Annotated in this window: 19 protein-coding genes, 4 tRNA genes and 1 pseudogene; 5 read left to right on the forward strand and 19 right to left on the reverse strand. The window is 66.7% G+C overall.

Annotated elements, in window-relative coordinates; all coding sequences use genetic code 11:
- Positions 1 to 318 precede the first annotated feature (318 nt).
- Positions 319 to 2,844 (forward strand): glycoside hydrolase family 94 protein, encoded by a 2,526-nt coding sequence (locus tag BCHO_RS00975; RefSeq protein ID WP_024540343.1) that lies wholly within the window; start codon positions 319 to 321, stop codon positions 2,842 to 2,844.
- A 328-nt stretch (positions 2,845 to 3,172) separates the two neighbouring features.
- Here the strand turns inward: BCHO_RS00975 and BCHO_RS00980 are convergent.
- The 4 genes from BCHO_RS00980 to BCHO_RS09340 all read right to left on the reverse strand — a co-directional run bounded on the left by BCHO_RS00980 (position 3,173) and on the right by BCHO_RS09340 (position 4,272).
- A tRNA-Phe gene (locus BCHO_RS00980) sits at positions 3,173 to 3,248 on the reverse strand.
- Positions 3,249 to 3,283: 35 nt separating this feature from the next.
- A tRNA-Asp gene (locus BCHO_RS00985) sits at positions 3,284 to 3,357 on the reverse strand.
- A 36-nt stretch (positions 3,358 to 3,393) separates the two neighbouring features.
- Positions 3,394 to 3,467 (reverse strand) — tRNA-Asp (locus tag BCHO_RS00990).
- 121 nt (positions 3,468 to 3,588) lie between these two features.
- Entirely contained in the window at positions 3,589 to 4,272 is a 684-nt protein-coding gene (locus BCHO_RS09340; RefSeq protein ID WP_157775114.1) for a DUF4190 domain-containing protein, read from the reverse strand.
- Positions 4,273 to 4,474: 202 nt separating this feature from the next.
- On the opposite strand from BCHO_RS09340, the gene BCHO_RS09345 reads away from it, so the two are divergent.
- Positions 4,475 to 4,879: a hypothetical protein gene (locus BCHO_RS09345; RefSeq protein WP_024540895.1), complete on the forward strand. Its 405-nt coding sequence runs from the start codon at positions 4,475 to 4,477 to the stop codon at positions 4,877 to 4,879.
- A gap of 91 nt (positions 4,880 to 4,970) precedes the next feature.
- On the opposite strand, the gene BCHO_RS01005 is transcribed toward BCHO_RS09345, so the two are convergent.
- From BCHO_RS01005 to BCHO_RS01030, 7 genes and pseudogenes are all read right to left on the reverse strand, one after another.
- Complete coding sequence (locus tag BCHO_RS01005; RefSeq protein WP_024540896.1) at positions 4,971 to 6,671, reverse strand: DUF2130 domain-containing protein; 1,701 nt, start codon at positions 6,669 to 6,671, stop codon at positions 4,971 to 4,973.
- Positions 6,672 to 6,749: 78 nt separating this feature from the next.
- Positions 6,750 to 8,267, reverse strand: coding sequence for a PASTA domain-containing protein (locus BCHO_RS01010; protein ID WP_029675448.1), 1,518 nt, complete (start codon positions 8,265 to 8,267; stop codon positions 6,750 to 6,752).
- A gap of 108 nt (positions 8,268 to 8,375) precedes the next feature.
- Positions 8,376 to 8,441, reverse strand: a pseudogene (locus tag BCHO_RS09715) (zinc-ribbon domain-containing protein); the annotation flags it as partial.
- A 79-nt stretch (positions 8,442 to 8,520) separates the two neighbouring features.
- Entirely contained in the window at positions 8,521 to 9,420 is a 900-nt protein-coding gene (locus tag BCHO_RS08685; protein WP_051354870.1) for a cutinase family protein, read from the reverse strand.
- A 10-nt stretch (positions 9,421 to 9,430) separates the two neighbouring features.
- The gene (locus tag BCHO_RS09350; RefSeq protein WP_160271590.1) at positions 9,431 to 10,024 is read right to left on the reverse strand and encodes a hypothetical protein; all 594 of its coding nucleotides are present in this window, start codon (positions 10,022 to 10,024) and stop codon (positions 9,431 to 9,433) included.
- Positions 10,025 to 10,173: 149 nt separating this feature from the next.
- Positions 10,174 to 10,824, reverse strand: coding sequence for a hypothetical protein (locus BCHO_RS01025; protein WP_033491272.1), 651 nt, complete (start codon positions 10,822 to 10,824; stop codon positions 10,174 to 10,176).
- Positions 10,821 to 12,449: an ATP-dependent nuclease gene (locus BCHO_RS01030; protein ID WP_024540899.1), complete on the reverse strand. Its 1,629-nt coding sequence runs from the start codon at positions 12,447 to 12,449 to the stop codon at positions 10,821 to 10,823. Before BCHO_RS01030 ends, BCHO_RS01025 begins: the two co-directional genes overlap by 4 nt.
- 367 nt (positions 12,450 to 12,816) lie before the next feature.
- On the opposite strand from BCHO_RS01030, the gene BCHO_RS01035 reads away from it, so the two are divergent.
- Positions 12,817 to 13,692 carry a nitroreductase family protein gene (locus BCHO_RS01035; protein WP_272944776.1) on the forward strand — a complete coding sequence of 292 codons (876 nt, stop codon included), beginning with the start codon at positions 12,817 to 12,819 and terminating at the stop codon, positions 13,690 to 13,692.
- 6 nt (positions 13,693 to 13,698) lie between these two features.
- Here the strand turns inward: BCHO_RS01035 and BCHO_RS01040 are convergent, their stop codons facing one another.
- The 4 genes from BCHO_RS01040 to trmB all read right to left on the reverse strand — a co-directional run bounded on the left by BCHO_RS01040 (position 13,699) and on the right by trmB (position 16,093).
- Positions 13,699 to 14,283, reverse strand: coding sequence for a BUD32 family EKC/KEOPS complex subunit (locus BCHO_RS01040; RefSeq protein ID WP_024540901.1), 585 nt, complete (start codon positions 14,281 to 14,283; stop codon positions 13,699 to 13,701).
- A gap of 158 nt (positions 14,284 to 14,441) precedes the next feature.
- Entirely contained in the window at positions 14,442 to 14,687 is a 246-nt protein-coding gene (locus BCHO_RS01045) for a zinc-ribbon domain-containing protein (protein ID WP_024540902.1), read from the reverse strand.
- Between the two features lie 268 nt (positions 14,688 to 14,955).
- Positions 14,956 to 15,030: transfer RNA gene (locus BCHO_RS01050), tRNA-Glu, on the reverse strand.
- Positions 15,031 to 15,241: 211 nt separating this feature from the next.
- The gene (gene trmB / locus BCHO_RS01055; RefSeq protein ID WP_024540903.1) at positions 15,242 to 16,093 is read right to left on the reverse strand and encodes a tRNA (guanosine(46)-N7)-methyltransferase TrmB; all 852 of its coding nucleotides are present in this window, start codon (positions 16,091 to 16,093) and stop codon (positions 15,242 to 15,244) included.
- A gap of 273 nt (positions 16,094 to 16,366) precedes the next feature.
- Between trmB and galE the strand changes: the two genes are divergently transcribed.
- The gene (gene galE / locus BCHO_RS01060; RefSeq protein WP_024540904.1) at positions 16,367 to 17,380 is read left to right on the forward strand and encodes a UDP-glucose 4-epimerase GalE; all 1,014 of its coding nucleotides are present in this window, start codon (positions 16,367 to 16,369) and stop codon (positions 17,378 to 17,380) included.
- Positions 17,381 to 17,506: 126 nt separating this feature from the next.
- Here the strand turns inward: galE and BCHO_RS01065 are convergent, their stop codons facing one another.
- The 3 genes from BCHO_RS01065 to BCHO_RS01075 form a co-directional block, all read right to left on the reverse strand.
- Positions 17,507 to 18,007 (reverse strand): low molecular weight protein-tyrosine-phosphatase, encoded by a 501-nt coding sequence (locus tag BCHO_RS01065; protein WP_232513909.1) that lies wholly within the window; start codon positions 18,005 to 18,007, stop codon positions 17,507 to 17,509.
- 74 nt (positions 18,008 to 18,081) lie between these two features.
- A complete protein-coding gene (locus BCHO_RS01070) occupies positions 18,082 to 18,774 on the reverse strand; it encodes a dihydrofolate reductase (RefSeq protein ID WP_024540905.1) in 693 nt (230 codons plus the stop codon).
- An 80-nt stretch (positions 18,775 to 18,854) separates the two neighbouring features.
- Positions 18,855 to 19,655, reverse strand: coding sequence for a thymidylate synthase (locus tag BCHO_RS01075; protein ID WP_193345748.1), 801 nt, complete (start codon positions 19,653 to 19,655; stop codon positions 18,855 to 18,857).
- 242 nt (positions 19,656 to 19,897) lie between these two features.
- Between BCHO_RS01075 and BCHO_RS01080 the strand changes: the two genes are divergently transcribed.
- Entirely contained in the window at positions 19,898 to 20,311 is a 414-nt protein-coding gene (locus BCHO_RS01080) for an OsmC family protein (protein WP_024540907.1), read from the forward strand.
- A 111-nt stretch (positions 20,312 to 20,422) separates the two neighbouring features.
- Here the strand turns inward: BCHO_RS01080 and BCHO_RS01085 are convergent, their stop codons facing one another.
- The gene (locus BCHO_RS01085) at positions 20,423 to 21,469 is read right to left on the reverse strand and encodes a universal stress protein (RefSeq protein WP_029675453.1); all 1,047 of its coding nucleotides are present in this window, start codon (positions 21,467 to 21,469) and stop codon (positions 20,423 to 20,425) included.
- Between the last annotated feature and the right edge of the window lie 499 nt (positions 21,470 to 21,968).

A 21,968-nucleotide genomic window follows, 5' to 3' on the forward strand; every position in this document is an offset into this window, starting at 1 on the left:
CACGAGGGACTGACATCCCGCGACCGTCGCCGTCCCCCCATCATTCAGCACGACGCCCCGCCTGCGGTTCTCGTTCCGCGGCGGGGCGTCGTGCGTTCGGGCGCAGTCGGCGTGCGACGCGCCACCGCGGAACGATGCGCCGTCACGGATTTGATACGCCGCCGCGCGACACACCGACGTCCTGCCGCGATTTTGTTTTACCGTCGTACTATATATAGTTTCATCAATGAACCAACTCGATCGTCGAGTTGACAACGTCGGCAGCGTCGCCGTCGCCCTCCCCATGACGCGCACGCACGGCAGAAAGGACCGGACACGGTGAAATACGGCCACTTCGACGACGCACGCAGGGAATACGTGATCGAAACCCCGGCGACGCCGCTCCCCTGGATCAACTACCTCGGCAACGAGGACTTCTTCTCCCTCATCTCGAACACGGCCGGCGGCTACTCGTTCTACAAGGACGCGAAGCTGCGCCGCATCACGCGCTACCGCTACAACGGCGTCCCCGCCGACGAGGGCGCGCGCAGCTTCTACCTGACGCTGATGGAGCCGGACGACGGCGCCGAGCCGGCCGCCGACGCCGCGCTCAGGCCGGCCGCCAGCTGGTCGCCGACCTTCCTGCCGCTCAAGACGCCGCTCGACTCCTACGAATGCCGCCACGGCATGGGCTACAGCGTCTTCCGAGCCTCCTACGCCGGCATCGACTCCGAACTGACCGCCTTCGTCCCGCTGCACACACCGGCCGAGATCAACAAGCTCACGTTGACGAACACGACCGACGCCGAAAAAATCGTCGACGCGACCGCATGCGTCGAATGGTGCCTGTGGAACGCCGTCGACGACGCGAGCAACTTCCAGCGCAACCTGTCGACCGGCGAGGTCGAGATCGAACAGAGCGACGAGGCGACGCTGATCTACCACAAGACCGAGTTCAAGGAGCGCCGCAACCACTACGCGTTCTACTCGGTGAACGAGCCGACGGTCGGCTACGACACGGTGCGCGACGAATTCCTCGGCAAATTCAACGGATGGGACTCGCCGCAGGTCATCGCCGAAGGACGTGCCCACGACTCGGTCGCCTACGGATGGTCGCCGATCGCCGCGCCGCGCGTGCGCGTGCGTCTCATGCCCGGGCAGAGCGCGTCGCTCGTGTTCATGCTCGGCTACATCGAGGTCGCCGACGACGAGAAATGGGAGGATCCGGACGATCCGGCGAAGGTCGGCATCATCAACAAGCGCCCGGCGCACGCGCTCTTCGCGCGCTTCGACACCGTCGAGAAGGTCGACGCCGCGCTCGACGAGCTCAACGGATACTGGGCGTCGCTGCTCGACGGATTCCAGGTGAGGACCGGCGACGAGAAGCTCGACCGCATGGTCAACATCTGGAACCAGTACCAGTGCATGGTCACGTTCAACCTGTCGCGCTCCGCCTCGTACTACGAATCCGGCATGGGACGCGGCATGGGCTTCCGCGACTCGAACCAGGACCTGCTCGGCTTCGTGCATATGATCCCCGAACGCGCCAGGGGACGCATCATCGACATCGCCTCGACGCAGCTTCCCGACGGCTCGGCATGGCACCAGTACCAGCCGCTGACGAAGCAGGGCAACGCCGACATCGGCGGCGGCTTCAACGACGACCCGCTGTGGCTCGTCGCATCCGTCTTCGCCTACCTCAACGAGACCGGCGACGACTCGATCCTGCGCACGCCGGCGCAGTTCGACAACAAGGAGGGCTCCGAACAGCCGCTGCTCGAGCATCTGCGCCGCTCCGTGCGCTTCACGATGACGCACCGCGGCCCGCACGGACTGCCGCTCATCGGCCGCGCCGACTGGAACGACTGTCTCAACCTCAACTGTTTCTCGTCGACGCCGGGCGAAAGCTTCCAGACCGTCAAGAACAACGACACCGGCATCGCCGAATCGGTGTTCATCGCCGGCATGTTCGTGCTCTACGGCGAGCAGTACGCGCAGATCCTCGAACGCTTCGGCGAGGCCTGCGGCATGGACGGCGACGCCGTGCGCGCCGAGGTCGCCGACATGCGCGAAGCGATAGCGCAGGTGCGCGAGGCGACGCTCGACGCCGGCTGGGATGGCGCATGGTTCCGCCGCGCCTACGACGCGAACGGCAATCCGGTCGGCACGAGCGAGGACACCGAAGGACGCATCTACATCGAACCGCAGGGCATGTGCGTGATGGCGGGCATCGGCGTCGACGACGGCCGCGCCGCGCAGGCGCTCGCCTCGACGAAGAAGCTGCTCACCTGCCGCTGGGGCACGGCGATCCTCGCGCCCGCCTATTCGACCTACCGCATCGAGCTCGGCGAGATCTCCTCGTATCCGCGCGGCTACAAGGAGAACGGCGGCATCTTCTGCCACAACAACCCGTGGATCTCGATCGCGAACGCGCTCATCGGCAACGACGACGAGGCCTTCGCCGTCTACACGCGCACCTGCCCGGCGTACACCGAGGAGTTCTCGCAGATCCACCGTACCGAGCCCTACGTCTACTGCCAGATGGTCGCAGGACCGGAATCGCACGCCCCCGGCGAGGGCAAGAACTCGTGGCTGACCGGCACCGCCGCATGGACCTTCGTCGACGTCTCGCAGTACCTGCTCGGCGTGCGTCCGACCTTCGACGGCCTGCTGCTCGACCCGCACATGCCCGCCGACTTCACCGAGCTGCACATCGAGCGCGCATGGCGCGGCACGCGCTACATCATCGACGTGACGCGCACCGGCGCGCCGTCGCTCACCGTCGATGGCAAGGCCGTCACGGGCAACGTCGTGCCGATCGCCGACCCGGGCACGAAGGAGGTCCACGTCGCGCTGACGATCTGACCTCTTTCCCTCCTTTCCCTCCCCGCGCACATGACCGATGGCCCGCGGTCCGCCTCCCCGGATCGCAGGCCATCCGCGTACGCGCGCAGTCATGCGGCAGTTTGCGAACACCCCCGACATGAACCGCACCCGACACGTTCGCCAGACACCGCCTCCGCGAACACCCCCGACATGAACCGCACCCGACACGTTCGCCACGGGGTGCGGCAGCGAACTCCATTGACGCGAACCGCACCCCATGCGGTCGCCCCCGCTGGAGCGGCCGAACGTCGCATCCGCATACAATGCGAGAACCCCTCCGCATCATCGATGCGGAGGGGTTCTCCAGTGGTGGCTCCGAGCGGCGTCGATCCGCTGACCTAACGATTTTCAGTCGTTCGCTCTACCAACTGAGCTACAGAGCCATGAACTCTACCGGACCGAAGTCCTGTAGATTTCGCGACCACGACCGGACTTGAACCGGCGACCTCCGCCGTGACAGGGCGGCGCTCTAACCAACTGAGCTACGCGGCCTTGAATCATGAAGAGGAAACCCTCTCTCTGACCAAGCGACCCCGGCCGGACTTGAACCGGTGACCTCCGCCGTGACAGGGCGGCGCTCTAACCAACTGAGCTACGGGGCCGTGTTCTTCGCAGTGAGAAGCTCACCGCGACAACAGATGTATATATTACCGAAATGACACCAGAGCGCAACTCACGGCGTGTCGCCCGATATCGCAAGGCTCACGCCGTGGATCGCGGGACTCACATCGCGAGTTCGTAGACGATCTTCGAAGCCGTGGCGTCCGGCAGGCGCGAGGCCATGTCGTCGTTCTCGAACGCGGTCTCGTCGCCGTGCGGGAAGTCGTCGTAGTAGTCGTAGTCCGTCGACGTGCATTCGTTGTTGATGCACACCTGCAGATCGTCGCCGTTCTCGACGACCTTGACGTCCATCGCGTTGACGGCCCACACGAGGATCGCGATGCCCACGATCGACAGCACGGTGAGGACGGCGCCGATGATCGTGCCGGCGATCGCCATGCCGCGGCTCTTCTCGCCGGTGCGCCTGATGCGCACGAGCGCGATGATCGAGATGATGAGGCCCGCGATCGGCATCAGGAACGAGAGGATGAAGCCGATGATGCACAGCGCGCTCCAGCGTGCGCCCGGATCGGTCTCGCCGCCCGCATAGTACTGCGGCGCGCCCGGATACGGCGTGGACGGCCCCGTGTAGGCGCCGCCCGGCGCGCCGTAGAAGCCCTGCGGCAGCGGCTGCGGCGCCTGATAGGCCGGCTGCTGCTGCTCGCCGTACGCCGGCTGCGGGGCGCCGTACGATTCCTGTCCTGCGGCGTAGCCGTTCTGCGGCGCCGCGGCGTTGTCATAGCCGCCCTGCTGCGCGTAGTCCATCGGCTGCGGGGCGTCGTTGTGCTGAGAATAGTCTTCGTTCATGCGACCCACTCTAGCGAATCCGACCGCCGAACGCGACGCCCGCTCCACTGGGTAGGCATCGGTGTGGACCCCGTGCGGATCGGCGGCGCGGATTATTCGGTGCAGCCGTGAGAATACTCGCCCCCGCTCGCGCCGTGCGACTCGTACCGTGGAAGCAGCGGACATCGTGAGCCGTACCGACGAATGAAAGGAAGAGGCAATCATGGCGAACAAGACCACGGCAGTCGATCCGACGAAGTATCCCGACGAGCTGAGCGACACCGAGCTCGACGAGCTGCATGATCCGGACGACAATCCCGACGAGGCGGACGTCGACGCCTCGAAGCACAACGTGAACATCGCCGCCGTCATCTGCGGCATCGTCTGCGGCGTGCTGCTCATCGGCGCGATCTGCTGGCTCGTCGCGCGCAATCGCGAGCATCGCGAGGCGCATGAGCTGCGTCGCGACTTCGAGGAGCTCAGACGCAACGTGAAGCGCGTGCCGGAGCTCGTCTCCGAGAACGAGGACGTGCGCAAGGCCGTCAAGACGATCTCGACGCATGTGCGCGACATGCGCGACGACGCGCAGGACGCCTTCGGCCGCGCGCACGATGCGCTGCGCCGCTGAGCGCAACGCGGCAGCGACCCATGCGGCAGGGGCCGGAGCGACATGATCCGTCGTTCCGGCCCCTGCCGTCATCGCCGGCCGCCGCGGGGCGTCACCCGACGTCCGCGTCGTCGGCGGCGTCGTCGACGACCTGCGCCTCGACCTCGTCCGTGATGCGCACGTGCCGTCCGCGCCCCTCGTTCGCCGCCTTCGCCTCGCGCGCGTCGGCGAACTTCTCGCGCATCGTCGGGTTGCCCCAGGTGAGCTTGCGGATCGTCAGGTCCTGCGCCTTGTTGTTCGCCAGTTCGAGCTGGCGTTCCGAGCCGGCGAGTTCGTCGCGCGTCTTCTGCAGCTCCCGAATCGCGTTGTCGATGCGCTTGATCGCCTCCTGGTAGTGCCGCGCCGCCAGATCGAAGTTCTTGCCGAAGCGGTCGCGGAAGTCGTTGAGCTTGTCCTCGAATCCGGTCACGTCGACGTTCTGCCGGCGCATCTGCTCGACCTCGCGGCGCAGGTCCACCGATTTGCGCGCCGCGTTGCGCAGCAGCGTGATCAACGGAATGAAGAACTGCGGGCGGATGACGTACATCTTGTCGCACTCGTACGAGACGTCGACGATGCCGGCGTTGTAGAGCTCGCTGTCCGCCTCGAGCATGCTGACGAGCACCGCGTATTCGCAGCCCTTCTCCTTCCTGTCCTTGTCGAGCTCCTTGAAGAAGTCCGCGTTCTTGTGCTTCTTCTCGGTCGACTCCATCTCGTTCTTCATCTCGAACATGATCGAGATGTACTCGTCGCCGTCCTCGTCGTAGTCACGGAAGATGAAGTCGCCCTTGCTGCCGGTGCGTGCGTCGTTGTCCTTGTCGAAGTACGCACCCGGGAACAGGCCCATGCGCACCTTGTTGAACTCGTTCATGCAGTGCTGTTCGAGCGATTCGCCGACCATCTTCGTCGACTGCCGCGTCTTGAAGTCCTTGAGCCGTTCGATCTCGTCGTCGCGCAGTGCGAGCTCCTTGCGGTGCTGTTCCTCGCTCATCCGCAGCTGCGACTCGTACTTGTCGGTGATCGACTGCTTGTCGAGCTCGCGCTTGTACTGCTCCTGCTCGAGCGAATGCCTGAGGTCGTCGCGTTCCTTCTCGGCTTCGGCGACCGCCTCGCGCACCTCGAGCTGCTTGTGCACGTCGGCCTGTTCGATCTTCGCGTTGAGCGCGGCGATGCGCGCCTCGTAATCCGACGTCGCCTTGAGCATTGCGGCGTCGCGGCGAGCGTCCTCCTGCTGGCGTGCCGCCTCGAGCTGCGCCTTGAGCGCGTCCGTTTCGGCCTGATGCTTGATCCTCGACTGCTCGAGTGCCGCCTCCTTGTCGTCCTTGGCCTGCTGCGCGTCGCGTTCGATGCGTTCCTTGAGCGCGGCGATCGTCGCCTTGTCGTCCGCCTCCTGACGCGTGTGCTCGCCGCGCAGCTGTTCGAGCGCGGCGTCGCGTTCGGCCGTCGATTCGCGCTGCGCCGACTCGAGCTGCGCCTTGAGTTCCTTGATCTGACCGTCCTTCTCGAGTTTCATATGCTCGATCCGGGCGGTGAGCTGCGCCTTGAGCGCGTCCGTTTCGGCCTCGTGCTTCGTGCGCATCTGGTCGAGTTCGGCCTGCGCCTCGCTGCGCGCCTGCTTGAGTTCCGCGTCGGCCTGCTGCCTGATGAGCGTGCTGCGCTTGTCGACCTCCTCGTCAATCGCGGCGCCGCGCACCTGCTGCAGGATGTCGGCGTAGTCGTCCTCGTCGATCGCGAACTGCGTGTGGCAGTGCGGACAGATGATCGTATGGTCCATCGTTTCCCTCTCTGATGGTTCGTTGCCGTTGTCGTCGATGCTGATGGCGCCGCCGGCATGACGGCGCCATCGGGGGTCCTACTTCGTCTTCGGCGGGCAGCCGCCGTCCTGGCACACCATCGTCTCGTTGTTGTCGTAGTCCAACCACGTCGAGTCCGGCTGCACCTTGTAATAGGCGACCTGCTCGCTCGGCGCCGGCGCGAAGGGCACGAGCTTCTTGTTCTCCGTCGCCGAATCATAGACGAAGGGATTGCGTGGATGGGTGCCGTCGGCGCTCGCCGTCGTCTCGTCGTAGAGCGACGGGTCGCGGATCAGCAGATACGGCCGCGTCGCGTCCGGCTCCTTCACGTCGCCGTCCTTCGCCCGCACGAAGTATCCGTCGGTTTCGAGTTTCTTGATGTCGGCGCCGGCCGGCACGACGACGAGGAAGTCGCCCATCCGGTATTCGAGGCCGCTGCTGGTGAAATCCCCGTCGGGGTACTCGGACGTCGGCGTGCCGTGGTCGCACCACGACCCTGCGCCACCCATCTGCCGGGTACCGCACCATGGCGCGTACGCGAAGGAGTCGTAGATCTCGAAGGCTCCGCTGTCGCCGGCGATCAACGAATGCATCATGCTCTGCGAATACTGAGTATTGATCGGATCGCACATGCCGACGCCCTGCGAGAACGGGCAGGCGCCCAGACCGAACTGCGCGTCGGTCCTGCCCTGGATCTGCACGCTGCGCACGTAGTCGACGGCGGGGCCGTTCTGCTGGTCCTCGACGAGCGTGATGCAGTCGCCGCCGTCGGTGCACCAGTCGCCGAGCAGGATGCGCAGATCGTCGTAGGAGTGGAATTCGTTGCCGGCGGATTCGTCGTGGTCGACGAGCATCGCCTGCTTGACCTCGTCCGGCGTCGCGCCGTAGTACAGCGTCACGTCCGTCTCGTCGCTCGTCGCGCCGATGCCCGGGTCGGCGTCGGCGATCTTGCCGGTCATCGCCTTGTCGGCCATCATCGGCGTCAACGTGACGTCGTAGCCCTTCGATTCGAGCCGCTGCTTCGCCTTGTCCTTGTCCATGCCGGCGATCTCAAACGGGATGCCCTTCGTCGAGCCGCTGCCGACGGCGAGCGCGATCTGCCGGTCGCCGCCCTTGCCGACGACCGGATGGTCCTCCTGCGGCATCGTCGCGATGACCTTGCCGTCCTGCTCGGACGGCACCTCGACGGTCACGACCCGGACGCCCATGTCGCGTACCCGGTCGATGGCCTTGTCCTCGTCCAGTCCGACGGTGCCCTTCGGCACGCCCGGTCCGAGCGATTCGACGACCGTCACCGTCTCGTCGCGGTCGATGCGTTCGCCCGGCGTATGGCCGTCGAGCCGCAGGTAGTCGCCCTTTTTGGCGGCGCCGTACGCCTTCGTCCGCTTCACATGGATGCCGCTGCCCTCGAGCTTGGCGGCGACGTCGTCGGCCTTCGCCGAGGCTTCGAACTGCGGGATCTGCCGCTCGCTCCATGCGCCGAACCCCTTCGTGACGATGCCGGCGGCGACCACCGCGATGACGGCCACGGCGGCCACGATCATGATGATGAGCCTGCGGCGCGCGCGATCGGCCACCGTTGCGACTGTCGCAGCGCCCGCGGCGCCTACGACCGTCGGAGCGCCCGGCGCCGGCGGAACCGCAGTCCCCGGCGCGTCGTTCGGCGTTCCGGATGCCGCCGGCGCGCCGCAGTTCGTGCAGAACATGGCTCCCGGTTTGAGCGGCCGGCCGCATCGTGTGCAGTATCGCATCGTGTTCCCCTCTCCCGTGTTGCTCCCGTGTTTCCGGATTGAATCGGATGCGTGGTTCCATCGTAGTATCCGGCCGGCGTCATTCGCCGAGCGCCGTGCGGATTCTCGCCGCCGCGTACTGCGCGCCTTCGTCGAAGCTGCCGTTCGACCGGTACAGGCCGTGCGCGTCGCCGTGGCCGCCGAGCTGGCATGCGAAGTCGTCGGCGTTGCAGTAGCTGACGATCCTCCCCTGCACCGCGCGCAGGTCGTCCTTGCCGCGCGCGCCGAGGATGCCGTCGGTCGCGCGGTCGTAGCTGCCGGCGCCGTAGTCGGCGGAGCCGTCGAAGCGCGGGTCGCCGAACAGTTCGACGGCGGCGATGTCCGCGAGCGCATGTTCGCTCAGCCGCTGCCCGTCGTCCTTGTTGAAGCGCGCCTGCGGGTCGCTCAGCGCGTCGCCGACGACCATCGCGCCCTGCGAGTAGCCGAGCAGCACCGTCTTGACGCCGGGGCAGGTACGGGCCTGCGTGTTGAGCGTCTTGACGAGCATGTTGACGCCGCGCGCCCCGCTGCCGTTGCGCCATGACGCCGGATAGTCGAGCTCGTCGATCGCCGCGCGTCCGCCGATGGCCTCGTCGATCATCCGCGCGAGTTCGTGCAATGAATTGTTGCCGACAGGTTCGAGCGTGCCGCGCACGATGATGATCCGCACGTCCTTGTCCGCCGGGCACGACGTGTCCACGGCGCCGTCCCAGTGGTCGGGGCCGTTGAACAGCATGTCCCCGCCGGCATGCTCGTCGTCGCCGGAATCCTTGCCGGCGTCCGTCGTCGGCGACGGCGCGGCGGCGGATGTGCCCGGCGTCTCCGACGGCTGCGGCGACGGACCGTCCGATGAGCCGCATCCGGCGGCCGGGAACGTCAATGCGCAGACGAGCGCCGCCGCAACCGCCGCATATCCGATCCGCGCGCGCCGATGGCCGCGCCTGCGTTGCCCGTGCCGCATGCCCGTCCGCTCACACGCTCGCGGCGGCGACGATCCACAGCCGCGCCGGCGAATCCCAGGCGTTGCATTCCTCGCCGAAGCCGCGCGCGAGCGGCAGCGTCTGCCGCGGCGTCGCCCAGTCGTCGGCGTTGAGACGGCGTGCGCGCGCCATCGTCTGCGCCAATGGCCGTACATGCTTGAAGACGCCGTCGTAGACGAGACGTTCGGCCTGTTCGACGCGGTTGCGCAGCGCCCGCCACAGCCACGTCTCCTCCCATGCGCGCACCGGCAGTCCGCTGCCGTCGAGCGCGTGCAGCGTCGCCGAGACGAACAACGAGCGTTCCTTGGCGTTCCATGACATCGGCGCGCAGACGCGCAGCCCCACCCTCTGCGCCGTCTGTCCGATGCGGCACAGGTCGGCGTGCCGGTGCGTGAGCCCTTCGGCGTTCGCGATGCTCGTCAGATGCCAGCCCGAGCATTGCGGGCACGGATAGGCGCGGCACTCCCCGCGACCGTCGTTGGCCGATCCCCTGCAGGATGCGAGCGCGAGCAGCGCCTCGTCACGGGTGGGATAGCGCCGTTTGCCGCATCGTTTGCTGTAGCTGGAACGGTACAGCCGTGCCATCGCGATCACCACCTTCAATCACAATCATGCCGCCGGCATGGCACACGACGTGCTGCCTTCGATTACCGGCGTGTTGCCACCAATTATAGGAACGCGCCACCGGCGGTCAACCTCGCATCGCCGATGGGCGCACGACGTTCACCGAAGGCTCACAGACCCAGATGCCCCTCGCGTTCGGTCACGCTGGGTTCGACGTCGAGCGTAACCGTCGGGAACGCCATCGGGTCGTCGACGAACTTGCGGATGAGCCGCCATTGGCGTTTCGAGATGCCGATGCGCGAGTCGGGGCGCACGGCGAACACCGGGAACAGCGGACCCGCCGATTCGATGACCTGCTTCGCCCGCACCGTGCATTCCTCGTCGTCGATCCATATGATCGGCAGCGGCGTCATCGACTCGTCCTCGATCCCGATCCTGCGCACGACGGTGCGCAGCTTGCCGCCGCGCATGCCGGTGTAGGTGATCGGGTCGTACCATTGCGCGGTGCGCACGTCGCGGCCATCCCAACCGAGCGTCGCGTTGAGCGCGGCCGTGTACGGCTGCCATGTCGACAGCCAGACGAGTTCGATCGTGCCGTCGTGCGCGAGGGAGGCCATGTCCGCGGCGAGCTCACGCGACCAATGCACCGGGTAAGCGACGCCGTCGGCCGGCACGGCGGCCTCGCCGTCGAGGCGGAACGTGACGCCGTCGCCGCTCGCACGCACGGCGTCAGCGCCGGCGAAGGCGTTGAGCACGCCGTCGAAGTCGGTGTAGACGACGGCGCGCGGTCTTGTCACGTCCAGCGTTCTCGCTTCGTTCATATGGTCCCCCTATCGGTTTCACGCGGTGTTTCGCACGGCCGGCCCGTCGCGCCGCCCGTCGTCCGCACGACGTCGTTGAGCAGCCGCTGCACGCTCGCGATGCGTCGCGCGACGGCGGCGTCGATCGCCGGCATGACGGCGAGCACGGCGCGCGTCTTGTTCGCCCGCATCCGGCAGAAGCGCGCCACATCGGCGTCCTTCAGCGTGCCGTCGCGGCGTCTGCGGCGCATCTCCTCGAGTTCGCCGCGTCGGAAGCCGCCGCGCGCGAGCGCGTCGAAGGCTGCGTTTGCGCCGAGCGCGCGCACGTATTCGCCTTCGAGGTCGGGATACGACACCCACACGTGCTGCGCCGGCAGGTCGCCGACGCGCACGCCGTAGTCGTGCGCGATCGCGTCGGCCGCGTCGGCGTCGATGAGCTGCGTGAGCGGAACCCGGAAGCCGTGCTCGCCGAAGACGTGCCGCCATGCCGGCATCTCGCGGCAGCCGCCAGCCTCGAGGACGACGACGCCGTAGGTGTCGAGGTTGCGGCCGGTCACGTCGGCGCAGTGTTCGAGCAGCACGCGGTCGGTGATACCCTCGACGACGACGACATGCTCGGCGGTGAGCGGCTCGAGGCGGTCGCGCACCCACATGCGCAGCAGCAGCTTGTCGTCGTCGTCGAGGAAGTCGCGCTGCGGCTGCACGACGTCGTCGGTGCGCACGACGACGATCTCGTCGGGTTCGAATTCGCCGATGATGTCGGGCGCGTGCGTCGCGATGATCTTCTGGCTCGGGCCGCGCGCGAGCAGCCGCGCGAGGTTGCGTTGGCTCGTCGGGTGCAGATGCGTCTCGGGTTCGTCGATGCCGATGACGCCGGCGTCGTCGTCGAGCAGGTCGAAGAGGGCGACGACGAAGACTGCGCGCAGGCCTCCCGATTGCGCGCCGAGGTCGCGCTGGCCGTTGGGGCCGCGCAGCTGCAGGCGCACACGATCGAAGGGGTCGTCCTCGCGCGCGGTGGCGACGAACACGAGGTCGTCGCCGCGGTAGCATCCCGGCAGTGCGGCCGTCAGCTGACCGGCGATGCGCTCGCGCAGCGTCCGCAGCGTCCCGGAGCGCCGCAGCGCACCGTCGGCCGCATGTTCGGCCTGGACGAGCGCGCGGCGCTCGTCGCCGAGATCGAGCGTCGCGAACAGGCGGCGCAGCATCGGCATGTCGCCGGCGTGCAGGTCGGCGTCATCGGGCATCATCGTCCATCCGATCGCGGCGAGCTGCGCGGCCGTCAGCTCGGCGCCGCCGTCACCCGTCACGACGCGCCGATGGATGTCGAGCGTCTCGCCGTCGGCGCCGACATGCACGTCGAGGCGCAGCCGCACGGCGCCCGCCGCGTTCATGTCCGGGAAGACGGCGCGCTCGGCGCCGGTGAGCGTCACCTCGACGACGAAGGGCCGCGCCGGATCGCGCACGTCGGCGGCGGTGAGCGTCGCGTAGAGCCGTGCGCGCGGCGCGCCGAGCAGCAGGTCGATGCAGCGCAGGATCGACGATTTGCCGGATTCGTTCGTGCCGACGAGGACGAGATGGTCGCGCACTTCGACGTCGAGGTCGACCACACGGCTGTGGTTGCGGATCTTCAATGCGGACAGGCGCATCCGTCCTCCTTCGTCGGCGCCGCTGATGGTTCCACTGTAGCCGACTTGGCACGACGACGGGGGCGCCGCGGCACGATCGTCGTCGTGCCGCGGCGCCCCCGAGTATGTTCTTCGCAAAAAAGGGAAAGCCTTCGTCCGCCCGTGCGCCTCCGTTTCCGCCCTGTCGGGCTCTCGCGCCGCGCATGACGCGCGTCGCAGATCGTCGTGGACGTCGGCGTGCGCCACGTCCTTTGGCTCCCCCAGCATCGCAGCATCCGCGTTTCGCGACGTGAAACGCCGTATTACGGCCACGTTTCCGCCCGTCCGCGCGCCGACTTCGGCGGTTGCCGCAATCGTTGGAACGGCAGCGTTCCCAAGGCCGGCCGACGTGTGGGACGGCGATGCCGGCGCCCCCGCTTCCGTTCACCGTAGGTGGAACGCCGGCGACCCCGCGCGCGGCGCGGCAGATAATACGAAAGGATGCCCGCGCCCGCCGCGCGCGAGCGGATACAGGGATGGGAGCCGTGCATCGGCCTTTGGCGACGCACGGGCGACGCGGAAGTGGAAAGGACGATCGTTGGATCTTCTCGAAGCCATGCACAGGAGGCACGCGGTGCGTGCGTATACCGACGAGCCGATCGACGCAGGGACGTGCGACGATCTGCGCGCGCAGATCGTGCGGCTCAACGCCGAGGGCGGACTCGAGATGAGGCTCGTCGCCGACGAGCCGGACGCCTTCGGCAACGCGCTGCTGCATTACGGCGTGTTCCGTAACGTGCGCAACTATGTGGCGATCGCCGCCGACCAGACGAAGGACTGGGAGCGGCGATGCGGCTACTACGGGGCGCAGGTGCTGCTGCATGCCGTGCAGCTCGGGCTCGACACCTGCTGGGTCGGGCTGTCGTTCAGCAAGCATCAGGCGGCGAGGCATGCCGGCATCGGCGCCGACGGCAAGGTGCGCTTCGCGATCGCCGTCGGCCATGGCGTGACGCATGGCAGGCCGTCACGCTCGAAGACCTACGGGCAGGTCGCCTCGGTCGCGGGGGGCATCGCGGTGCCGACGTGGTTCGAACGTGGCGTCGAGGCGGCGCTGCTCGCGCCGAGCGCGCTCAATCAGCAGCGTTTCATGTTCCGGCTCGAGGCCGACGGGCGCACCGTCGCCGCCGATCCGGGCATCGGCCCGTACACGAAAACCGATTTGGGCATCGCGCAGTACTTCTTCGAGGTCGGCGCGGGGCCGCATGAGCCCTTCGCCTGGCGCTGAGCGGCGTCAGCCTTCGGCGCCCGCGCCCTGCGGGTCACGCTGCGTGTGTTCGGCGACGTAGGCGAGGAACTCCGGCGTCTTCGACCAGTACTTCACTCCCCAGTTCTCGAAGTCCCACGTGTCCTTGTAGGGCTTGCATTCGAAGTCGATGTAGTGGACGACGCCGTCCTCGACGACGAAGTTCGTCGGGAAGTAGTTGATGTTGAGACGCTTCGCGGCCAGCCGCTTGGCGAGCCGGCGGATCTGCTCGAGATAGTCGTCCTGCATCTGGTCGGCGAGGACGAGCTCGTAGATCGTGGGCCCGTCGACGTACTCCTTGAGGATGCGGTCGTGGTCGAGGTCGATGTCGAGCATCGCCGGCAGCTTGACGCCCAGTTCGCGCAGCTTGCGGTAGTCGCGGATCTCGGCCTGCATCTTGTCGGCGTACTGGTAGTAGTCGTACGGCCCGTAGTGGATCTGCTTGAGCACGTAGAGCACCGGCGGATGCGTCTGCGAGCGCACGAGGAACGAATAGCCGCCATTGCCTTTGCCAAGCAGCCGGAGCACGTCATACGGGGTCCCGTTGACGGTCAGCGTTTTGCACTTTCCCATAACGCAAAGCGTATCATGCGCCTGTGTTACGACCTGTTGGCCGGCGTCGACCGACGGACGGATCCGGACAGGGATCCGCGGCCTTCTGCGTGCAGTCTCCGACGTCGCGCGGACATCCTCGATTCCGTGCGCGACGACGTCCGCGATCGCCCTGCCGACTACTGCAGCGGCCGCATCGCGGCGGCGGTCCCGATGGCCGACGCGGCCGCCGTAAGATTGTCGGCGCCGCCGCTCAGCTGCCGCGAGCGGAGCACGAGCAGCGCCGCGACGACGATCGCCGCGACGAGCATGACGATGACCATGCGTCGCAGATGCGCGCGCTCCTCGTCGACGGGCGTGCCGCACACCGGGCACACCTTCGCCTGTTCGTTGAGTTCGCTGCCGCAACGTGTACAGCGCCGCATGGCGTCCACCTTCCGTCCCTTGACGACTCCGGACCCGAATGAGGATCCCGTTGGCCACTGCCCATCCTAGGCGCATCCCGACGCCCCGTCACACCGGCACGCCCGAAGCGTAGGCCGGACGACGCCCATATCCGCGACCGTATTGCGACGATGCCCGCGACCACGCGATCGTGCCGGAGGTCGGTACCAGGTTGGCACCGGGTCGTTACTGCGTCATTACCGAGAACGAAAGAAGCCTTGGAATCGTCGCAATTCCAAGGCTTCCTGTTGGTACCCCCTGAGAGAGTCGAACTCTCGTTGTCAGATTGAAAGTCTGGTGTCCTAACCGTTAGACGAAGGGGGCTTTCGACAACTCAATTGATAATACACGAATCGCGATATCGCGCAAGCATCGGCGTGTCGCATCGTACGACAGCCGGAAACGCGGCGCGCGACAACCGACGACGCGACGCGCGGCAGTCGCAGACACGTCATGCGACGACGGAAAACACGGTATGGGCGGCCGTCGCACGACGCCGGCGCGGCCGCCCATGCACGACGGCCTCCGCGGCCGCTCAGACCCTGCGGTATGCGAAGTCGTGGATGACGCGGCCGGCGTCGAGACCCTTGCGTTCGAAGTTCGTCAGCACGCGGCCGTCGAAGCGCTCCGATTCGACGAAGTCGGCGTGCGGCAACGCCGCCGCCTCCTGCGCGTTGCCCTTGCCGACGTGCTCGGTCGGCAGGCTCACCATCAGGGCGCCGACGTTCTCGAAGTCGTCGCGCGCGTCCATGACCTCGTGCACATGCAGCGCGTAGTCCTCGATGTCGGTCGCGATGCGCCACACGCCGCCCCCGCCGAGCGCGTCGTGCACGTGCGCGGCGAGCTCGGGCTGCACGATCCTGCGCTTATGGTGCCGCATCTTCGGCCACGGGTCGGGGAAGAAGGTCCACACCTCGTCGACGACGCCGGGCTCGGCGACGGCGAACAGCTCCGGCGCGTTGATCTGCGCGATCCGCAGATTGTCCAGGTCGTGCTTGGCGGCGAGCAGCACCGTGTGCGCGACGCCCGGATCGTAGACCTCGAGCGCGAGGAAGTTGCGTTCGGGATGCGCGGCGGCCGCGGCGACGACATTCTCGCCCTGCCCGCTGCCGATCTCGACGGTGAGCGGCGCGTCGGCGTCCCAATGCCCGCGGATGTAGTCGGCGTCGAAGCGGAAGCCCTCCGCGGGATCGAGCCTGCTCTCCTCGGCGATGTCGTCGAGGACGTAGCGGGCCGCATGGTTGTCCATCGCGCGCTGCAGCCGCGCGTCGAGGCGCGCCGAGCGGCGCACGAAGGAGAGCACCTTCCTGCCGTGGAGCAGATTGGCGGCGTCCGGCGCGTCGCCGGCGGCCGCGTTGTCGATGCCATCGATGTTCTGCTGAGCCATACCCCACAGTGTATGCGGCGACCTGTATCGCCCCGCCCGCGCGCCGCGAAACCGCGATCGGCGACGTCAGGCCGCGTCATAGACTGGGAACGGCCGCGCGCCGCGCCGCGTCGATCGGCGACGCATATGCGGCAACGTCGCGGCGCAACACACCGACGTCGCCAGTTTTGTGCGATAGTGTTCGGGTGATACACTGTAATCGAACATAAACGAACATTGCGGCAAAAAAGATACCAGCATCGTGATGTTCGACCCGTCAAAGGAAGGCTCAACATGACTGTTCTTGTCACTGGCGGCTGCGGCTATATCGGCGCGCACGTCGTCCATGCGCTGCACGAGGCCGGAGAGGAGGTCGTCGTCGTCGACGACCTCAGCTACGGCAAGCCGACCCGCATCGGCGGCGCCCGTCTCTACGGCATGGACATCGCCGCCCCGGGCGCCGGCGAGCGCCTCGCCGAGATCATGAAGGCCGAGGACATCGACGCCGTCATCCACTTCGCCGCGCGCAAGCAGGTCGGCGAATCGGTCGAGAAGCCGCTGTGGTACTACCAGCAGAACATCAACGGCATGCTCAATGTGCTCGAGGGCATGAAGGAGGCGGGCGTCAAGAAGCTCGTCTTCTCCTCCTCGGCCGCCACCTACGGCGAGCCACCGGTCGACGTCGTGCCCGAGGACGTCGAACCGATGATCCCGATCAACCCCTACGGCCAGACGAAGCTCTTCGGCGAGTGGATGGCGCGCGCCTGCGAGCAGCCCTACGGCATCCGCTTCTGCGGCCTGCGCTACTTCAACGTGGCCGGCTGCGGCCCCGTCGAGCTCGAGGATCCGGCGATCCTCAACCTCATCCCGATGCTGTTCGACCGTCTCAAGCAGGGCAAGGCGCCGGCGATCTTCGGCGACGACTATCCGACGCCGGACGGCACCTGCATCCGCGACTACATCCACGTCTCCGACCTCGCCGACGCGCATCTCGCCGCGCTCAAGTACCTCGACCGCGACGAACGCAAGTACGACGTCTTCAACGTCGGCACCGGCGAGGGCACGTCGGTGCGCCAGATCGTCGACGAGGTGAAGAAGGTCACCGGCCTGCCGTTCAAGGAGACCGTCATGGCTCGCCGCGCCGGCGACCCGCCGCAGTTGATCGGCTCCCCGAAGCGCATCAACGAGGAGATGGGCTGGCATGCGCGCTACGACGTCGACGACATCGTCGAGTCCGCGTGGAACGCATGGCAGGCGAATCCGGAGCACCACATCGACGTCGAGACCTGGAAGCAGCAGGACGTCTGATCGCACCCCCGTCCGTTCCGGCCTCGTCGTCGGGACGGACGGACACGGCACGGATACGACAGGGGCGACGCACGAATCCTCGTGCGTCGCCCCTGTCGTCGTCTTGGTATGCCGGCGGAGGGCAGCTCAGCGCTGCCCGTTGTCGAGCTGCTGCCCGACGTAGTCGGCGATGTACGGCGCGACCTCCTCGATCTGGTCGATCGCCGTCTCGAACTCGTGCATGCCGCCGTACCACGGGTCGACGAGGTCGATCTCGCCCTCGTGTCCCGGCTGCGGGTCGGGCAGCGACGGATCGAAGCTGCGGTACATGTGCACCTCGCTGCGCTTGCTCAGTGGCAGCATGTGCATCAGCGCGTTCATATGGGAGGCGGTCATCGGCAGGAACAGGTCGGTGTCCTCGATCTCCTGGCGCGTGATGCGGTGCGCGAAATGCTGCGCCGGGATCTCGTAGCCGTGCTCCCTGAGCACCTTGACGGCGCGGCGGTCGATCGGGTTGCCGTATTCCTCGTCGCTGACGCCGCTCGATTCGACGCGGACGCGGTCGGCGAGGCCGCGCTTGGCGAACTCATGACGGAGGATGATCTCCCCCATCGGCGAACGGCAGATATTGCCGGTGCACACGGTCATGACGGTGTATGGCTTCGTCTCTTTCCTCTTCACGTTCATCCCTCACATGGGCCGCATCGGCGGCCGCGGTCATTTCATTCGGTCGGTGTTTCCTCGTTCGCACGCCGATTCTCGAGCGTCAGGTAGCGGTATCCGCGAATGGTTCCGTCGGCATGCTCCGGACGCGTCCAGTCGGTGCGTTCGACGACGTGCCAGTCCCCGGAACGCAGCGCCTTGTCCACGTCGGGGGCGTAGGTGTCCGCGTCCACGTCGGCGTCGATCTGCGTCAGATAGATCTTCGATGCGATCGGCAGCATCTGCTCGAAGAGCTGCGCGCCGCCGATGACCCAGATCTCGCTGCGGTCGAGTCCGTCATCGGGAATCGCCTCCTGACGAGCCAGATCGAGCGCCTCCTCGACGTCGCACACGACGGTCGCGCCCGGCGCGCGGAATCCGCGGTCATGCGTGAGCACGATGTTGTCGCGGTTCGGCAGCGGACGGAACTTCGGGTTGAGCGCCTCCCAGGTCTTGCGCCCCATGATGACGGGATGCGAGACGGTGAGCGCCTTGAAACGGCGGAGATCCTCGGGAAGACGCCACGGCATCGTCCCTTCGAATCCGATGGCGCCCGAACGACCGTCCTTGTCGTTCGCCTGCGCCCAAATCAGGTTGATCGAGAAGGTCTTGGCGTAGTCGTCGCCCCAGTCGTCCTCGAACTCATCCTCGGTAGGCCCGGCAAGACCGGGCACGGGTTCGTGATAGCCACTGCGGCTACTGTCATGCTCCATTTCGTCTCCTTGAACGTAAGTAACCGGGTCACCAGTCTATGCAATCCCGGCGACGCTCGGCCCTGCGGCGGCGCGGACGCTCAGACGGCGATCGGCGCCTTGATCGTCGGATGGTATCGGTAGTCGACGATCGTGAAATCGTCGTAGTCGTAGTCGAACAGCGAATCGGCCTTGCGGATCTCGAGACGCGGATACGGGTACGGCTCGCGCGACAGCTGCTCGAGCACCTGATCGACGTGGTTGTCGTAGATATGGCAGTCGCCGCCGGTCCAGACGAACTCGCCGGGCTCGAGCCCCGTCTGCTGCGCCATCATCATCGTCAGCAGCGAATAGCTCGCGATGTTGAACGGGACGCCGAGGAACATGTCGCACGAACGCTGGTACAGCTGGCAGCTGAGACGGCCGTCGGCGACGTAGAACTGAAACAGCGCATGGCACGGCGGCAGCGCCATATGCTCGACCTCGGCCGGATTCCACGCGCTGACGACCATGCGACGCGAGTAGGGGTCGTTGCGGATCAGGTTGAGCACGTTCGAGATCTGGTCGATCGTGCGGTTCGGGTCCTCGGGCGTCGGCGCCGGCCAGCTGCGCCACTGCACGCCGTAGACCGGGCCGAGGTCGCCGTTCTCGTCGGCCCACTCGTCCCAGATGTGCACGTTGTGCTCCTGCAGCCAGCGCACGTTGCCCGACCCCTTGAGGAACCACAGCAGCTCGTAGGCGATGCCCTTGAAGAACACGCGCTTCGTCGTCAGCAACGGGAAGCCCTTCGCCAGATCGAAGCGCATCTGCTGGCCGAACAGGGAGATCGTGCCGGTGCCGGTGCGGTCGTTCTTGAGGTTACCCTCCATCAGGATCTTGCGCAGCAGATCCTCGTACGGCATCGGGATGTCGGTGTGCGGACGCGACGGCACGTCCTGTTCTCGGATTCGCTGAAGATCTTGATGAGTCAATGGCATGGTTGGCTATCGTAACCGCAGCAGCTGACCGAGGCCGTATAACACCGCCGTGAGACCAAATGGGATGCGGAATGCGCCGGCGTGGCGACACGGCGGGGCATGGACGCGCCTAGAATGTGCTTGACCAAGACCAGCGGAAACATCCGCGGAAACGGAAAAGAGGGCATATGAGCAAGCGACTGTGGGTCGAGAAGAACAAGGACGGTTCGTGGGACGCGTTCAGCGACGACGGCGCCCACATCAAGTTCGGTCATGACCGCGGCCAGTTCTCGCCGGGCGACCTGATGAAGATCGCGCTCGCCGGCTGCGCGGCGCTGTCGAGCGAGTTCGCGATCGAGCATGCGCTCGGCGAGGGACACGGCGCGAAGGTCGTCGTCGACGGCACCTACGACGCCGACAACGACTCCTACATCAATTTCAACGAGCAGGTCATGATCGACGCGACCGACGCCTCGCTGAGCGAGGAGGACGTCGACAAGCTCAAGAAGCGCGTCAAGGCGCACATCGAGAAGGGCTGCACCGTCATGCACACCTACGAGCAGGAGACGCCGGTGCGCATGGACATCGAAGTGCGCCGCTGAGCGCACACGCGGACGACGCGACGTCGTCCGCGGCAATTCGGACAACAGGGCGGCCGCCGCACCCGCGAGGTGCGGCGGCCGCCCTGTTGCTCTCGTGCGAGAGGGAATCGGTCAGTCGTCGTTCCCGTCGCCGAGATAGTCGGCGGCCTTCGGATCGATCTTGATCTCGATCTGGCGTTCGACGTCCTCGTCGGCGCGGTCGACAGGCACTTCGGTGACGAGTTCGTCGAGCGTGACGGTGGCGGTCGGCTCGCCTTCCTTCTCGGCGCGCTGCGCCTCGGCCTCGACGAACTTGCGCGGCACGACGAGCACCGGGGACACTGAATGCTGCAGCAGGCCCTGGCTCGTCGAATTGAACAGCAGGCCGGTGAAGCCGCCGCGGCCGCACGAGCCGACGACGACGACGTCATGGTCGCGGCTCGCCTTCGTCAGCGTCTCGACGGCGTTGCCGGCGACGATGTTCTTGCGCACGTTGAGTCCCGGGTACTCCGCGAGGATCGGCTTGAGCCGTGTGTCGAGCTCGTCCTCGAACTTGCCACGAACCTCGTCGTCGGCGAGGTTCGTGTTCGACGGCACGACGGTGATCACGTCGAGCTGCGCGCCCCACGAATGCGCGAACTGCGCGGCGAGCTCGAGCGCGCGGATGCCCCACTTCGTGTCGTCGGAGCCGACGGCGACCTTCGTGATGACGTTGTTGAGATGCATCAGGTTGCCCTTGTCGTCGGTGTACGGGACGACGACGATCGGGCAGTACGCGTATGCCGGCAGGCTCGAGCTCGTCGTGCCGAGCAGGCGTTCGGCGAGGCCTCCCTTGCCGCGGTTGCCGATGACGATGAGGTTGTAGTTGCGCGACAGCTCGACGAAGACCGACGACGGGTCGCCGGTCACGATGAGCGTCTGCGCGTCGACGCCCTGCTCGTCGGCGATCGCCTTTGCCTTCGACAGGATCTCCTGCGCGTCGTTGTGCGCGGCGTTGTCGTCCCCCATCGCCGTGTACGTCGCGTCGAAGGAGACGGCGGCGTAGCTCGGCAGCGAATACGCGCACACGATCTGCAGGCTCAGCCCGACGTGCTTCGCGTAGTTGGCGGCCCACCACGTCGCCTTGTAGCTCGCGTGCGATCCGTCGACGCCCACCAGAATCGTGTTGTCGTTCACCATCAGGGACCTCCTTGCCCAGCGCAACCTTCTCTTCGGTTGGTTTCTACGTTCAAGAATACCGTGGATTTCCTTCGGCACCTACCTTACCAGCCGAAAAGCCGCCCAAAGTTACGCCGGCGACGCTCTCGGGGCCGCCCGAGGCGCCCCGTTTCATCGGCCCCGTCGACGAACCGACCCACAGCGTCCCGACCCGTCGACACCCTCGACGAAACCACCCACAAAATGGCCCGTCTCCGTCCCGAACCGTCGGTGCAATCGACGAACCCATCCGCGAATCAGCCCGTTTCCGGGCCGTTCCATCGGCCCCGTCGACGAACCCACCCACAGCATCCCAATCCGTCGACGCCCTCGACGAACCCATCCGCGAATCAGCCTGTTTCCGGGCCGTTCCATCGGCCCCGTCGACGAACCCACCCACAGCGTCCCAATCCGTCGACGCCCTCGACGACCCCACCCGCAAAACGGCCCCGTTTTCGTCCCAACCCATCGGTCCCGTCGA

The organism is Bifidobacterium choerinum, from assembly GCF_000741135.1.
GTDB classification, from domain to species: domain Bacteria; phylum Actinomycetota; class Actinomycetes; order Actinomycetales; family Bifidobacteriaceae; genus Bifidobacterium; species Bifidobacterium choerinum.

Bases quoted from the DNA above. Each gene is read 5' to 3' on its own strand.
- BCHO_RS09340 (WP_157775114.1), bottom strand. From the start codon at position 4,272: ATGAACGAAGACTATTCTCAGCACAACGACGCCCCGCAGCCGATGGAC.
- BCHO_RS09345 (WP_024540895.1), top strand. From the start codon at position 4,475: ATGGCGAACAAGACCACGGCAGTCGATCCGACGAAGTATCCCGACGAG.
- BCHO_RS01005 (WP_024540896.1), bottom strand. From the start codon at position 6,671: ATGGACCATACGATCATCTGTCCGCACTGCCACACGCAGTTCGCGATC.
- BCHO_RS08685 (WP_051354870.1), bottom strand. From the start codon at position 9,420: ATGCGGCACGGGCAACGCAGGCGCGGCCATCGGCGCGCGCGGATCGGA.
- BCHO_RS09350 (WP_160271590.1), bottom strand. From the start codon at position 10,024: ATGGCACGGCTGTACCGTTCCAGCTACAGCAAACGATGCGGCAAACGG.
- BCHO_RS01025 (WP_033491272.1), bottom strand. From the start codon at position 10,824: ATGAACGAAGCGAGAACGCTGGACGTGACAAGACCGCGCGCCGTCGTC.
- BCHO_RS01030 (WP_024540899.1), bottom strand. From the start codon at position 12,449: ATGCGCCTGTCCGCATTGAAGATCCGCAACCACAGCCGTGTGGTCGAC.
- BCHO_RS01040 (WP_024540901.1), bottom strand. From the start codon at position 14,283: ATGGGAAAGTGCAAAACGCTGACCGTCAACGGGACCCCGTATGACGTG.
- BCHO_RS01045 (WP_024540902.1), bottom strand. From the start codon at position 14,687: ATGCGGCGCTGTACACGTTGCGGCAGCGAACTCAACGAACAGGCGAAG.
- trmB (WP_024540903.1), bottom strand. From the start codon at position 16,093: ATGGCTCAGCAGAACATCGATGGCATCGACAACGCGGCCGCCGGCGAC.
- galE (WP_024540904.1), top strand. From the start codon at position 16,367: ATGACTGTTCTTGTCACTGGCGGCTGCGGCTATATCGGCGCGCACGTC.
- BCHO_RS01065 (WP_232513909.1), bottom strand. From the start codon at position 18,007: ATGACCGTGTGCACCGGCAATATCTGCCGTTCGCCGATGGGGGAGATC.
- BCHO_RS01070 (WP_024540905.1), bottom strand. From the start codon at position 18,774: ATGGAGCATGACAGTAGCCGCAGTGGCTATCACGAACCCGTGCCCGGT.
- BCHO_RS01075 (WP_193345748.1), bottom strand. From the start codon at position 19,655: ATGCCGTACGAGGATCTGCTGCGCAAGATCCTGATGGAGGGTAACCTC.
- BCHO_RS01080 (WP_024540907.1), top strand. From the start codon at position 19,898: ATGAGCAAGCGACTGTGGGTCGAGAAGAACAAGGACGGTTCGTGGGAC.
- BCHO_RS01085 (WP_029675453.1), bottom strand. From the start codon at position 21,469: ATGGTGAACGACAACACGATTCTGGTGGGCGTCGACGGATCGCACGCG.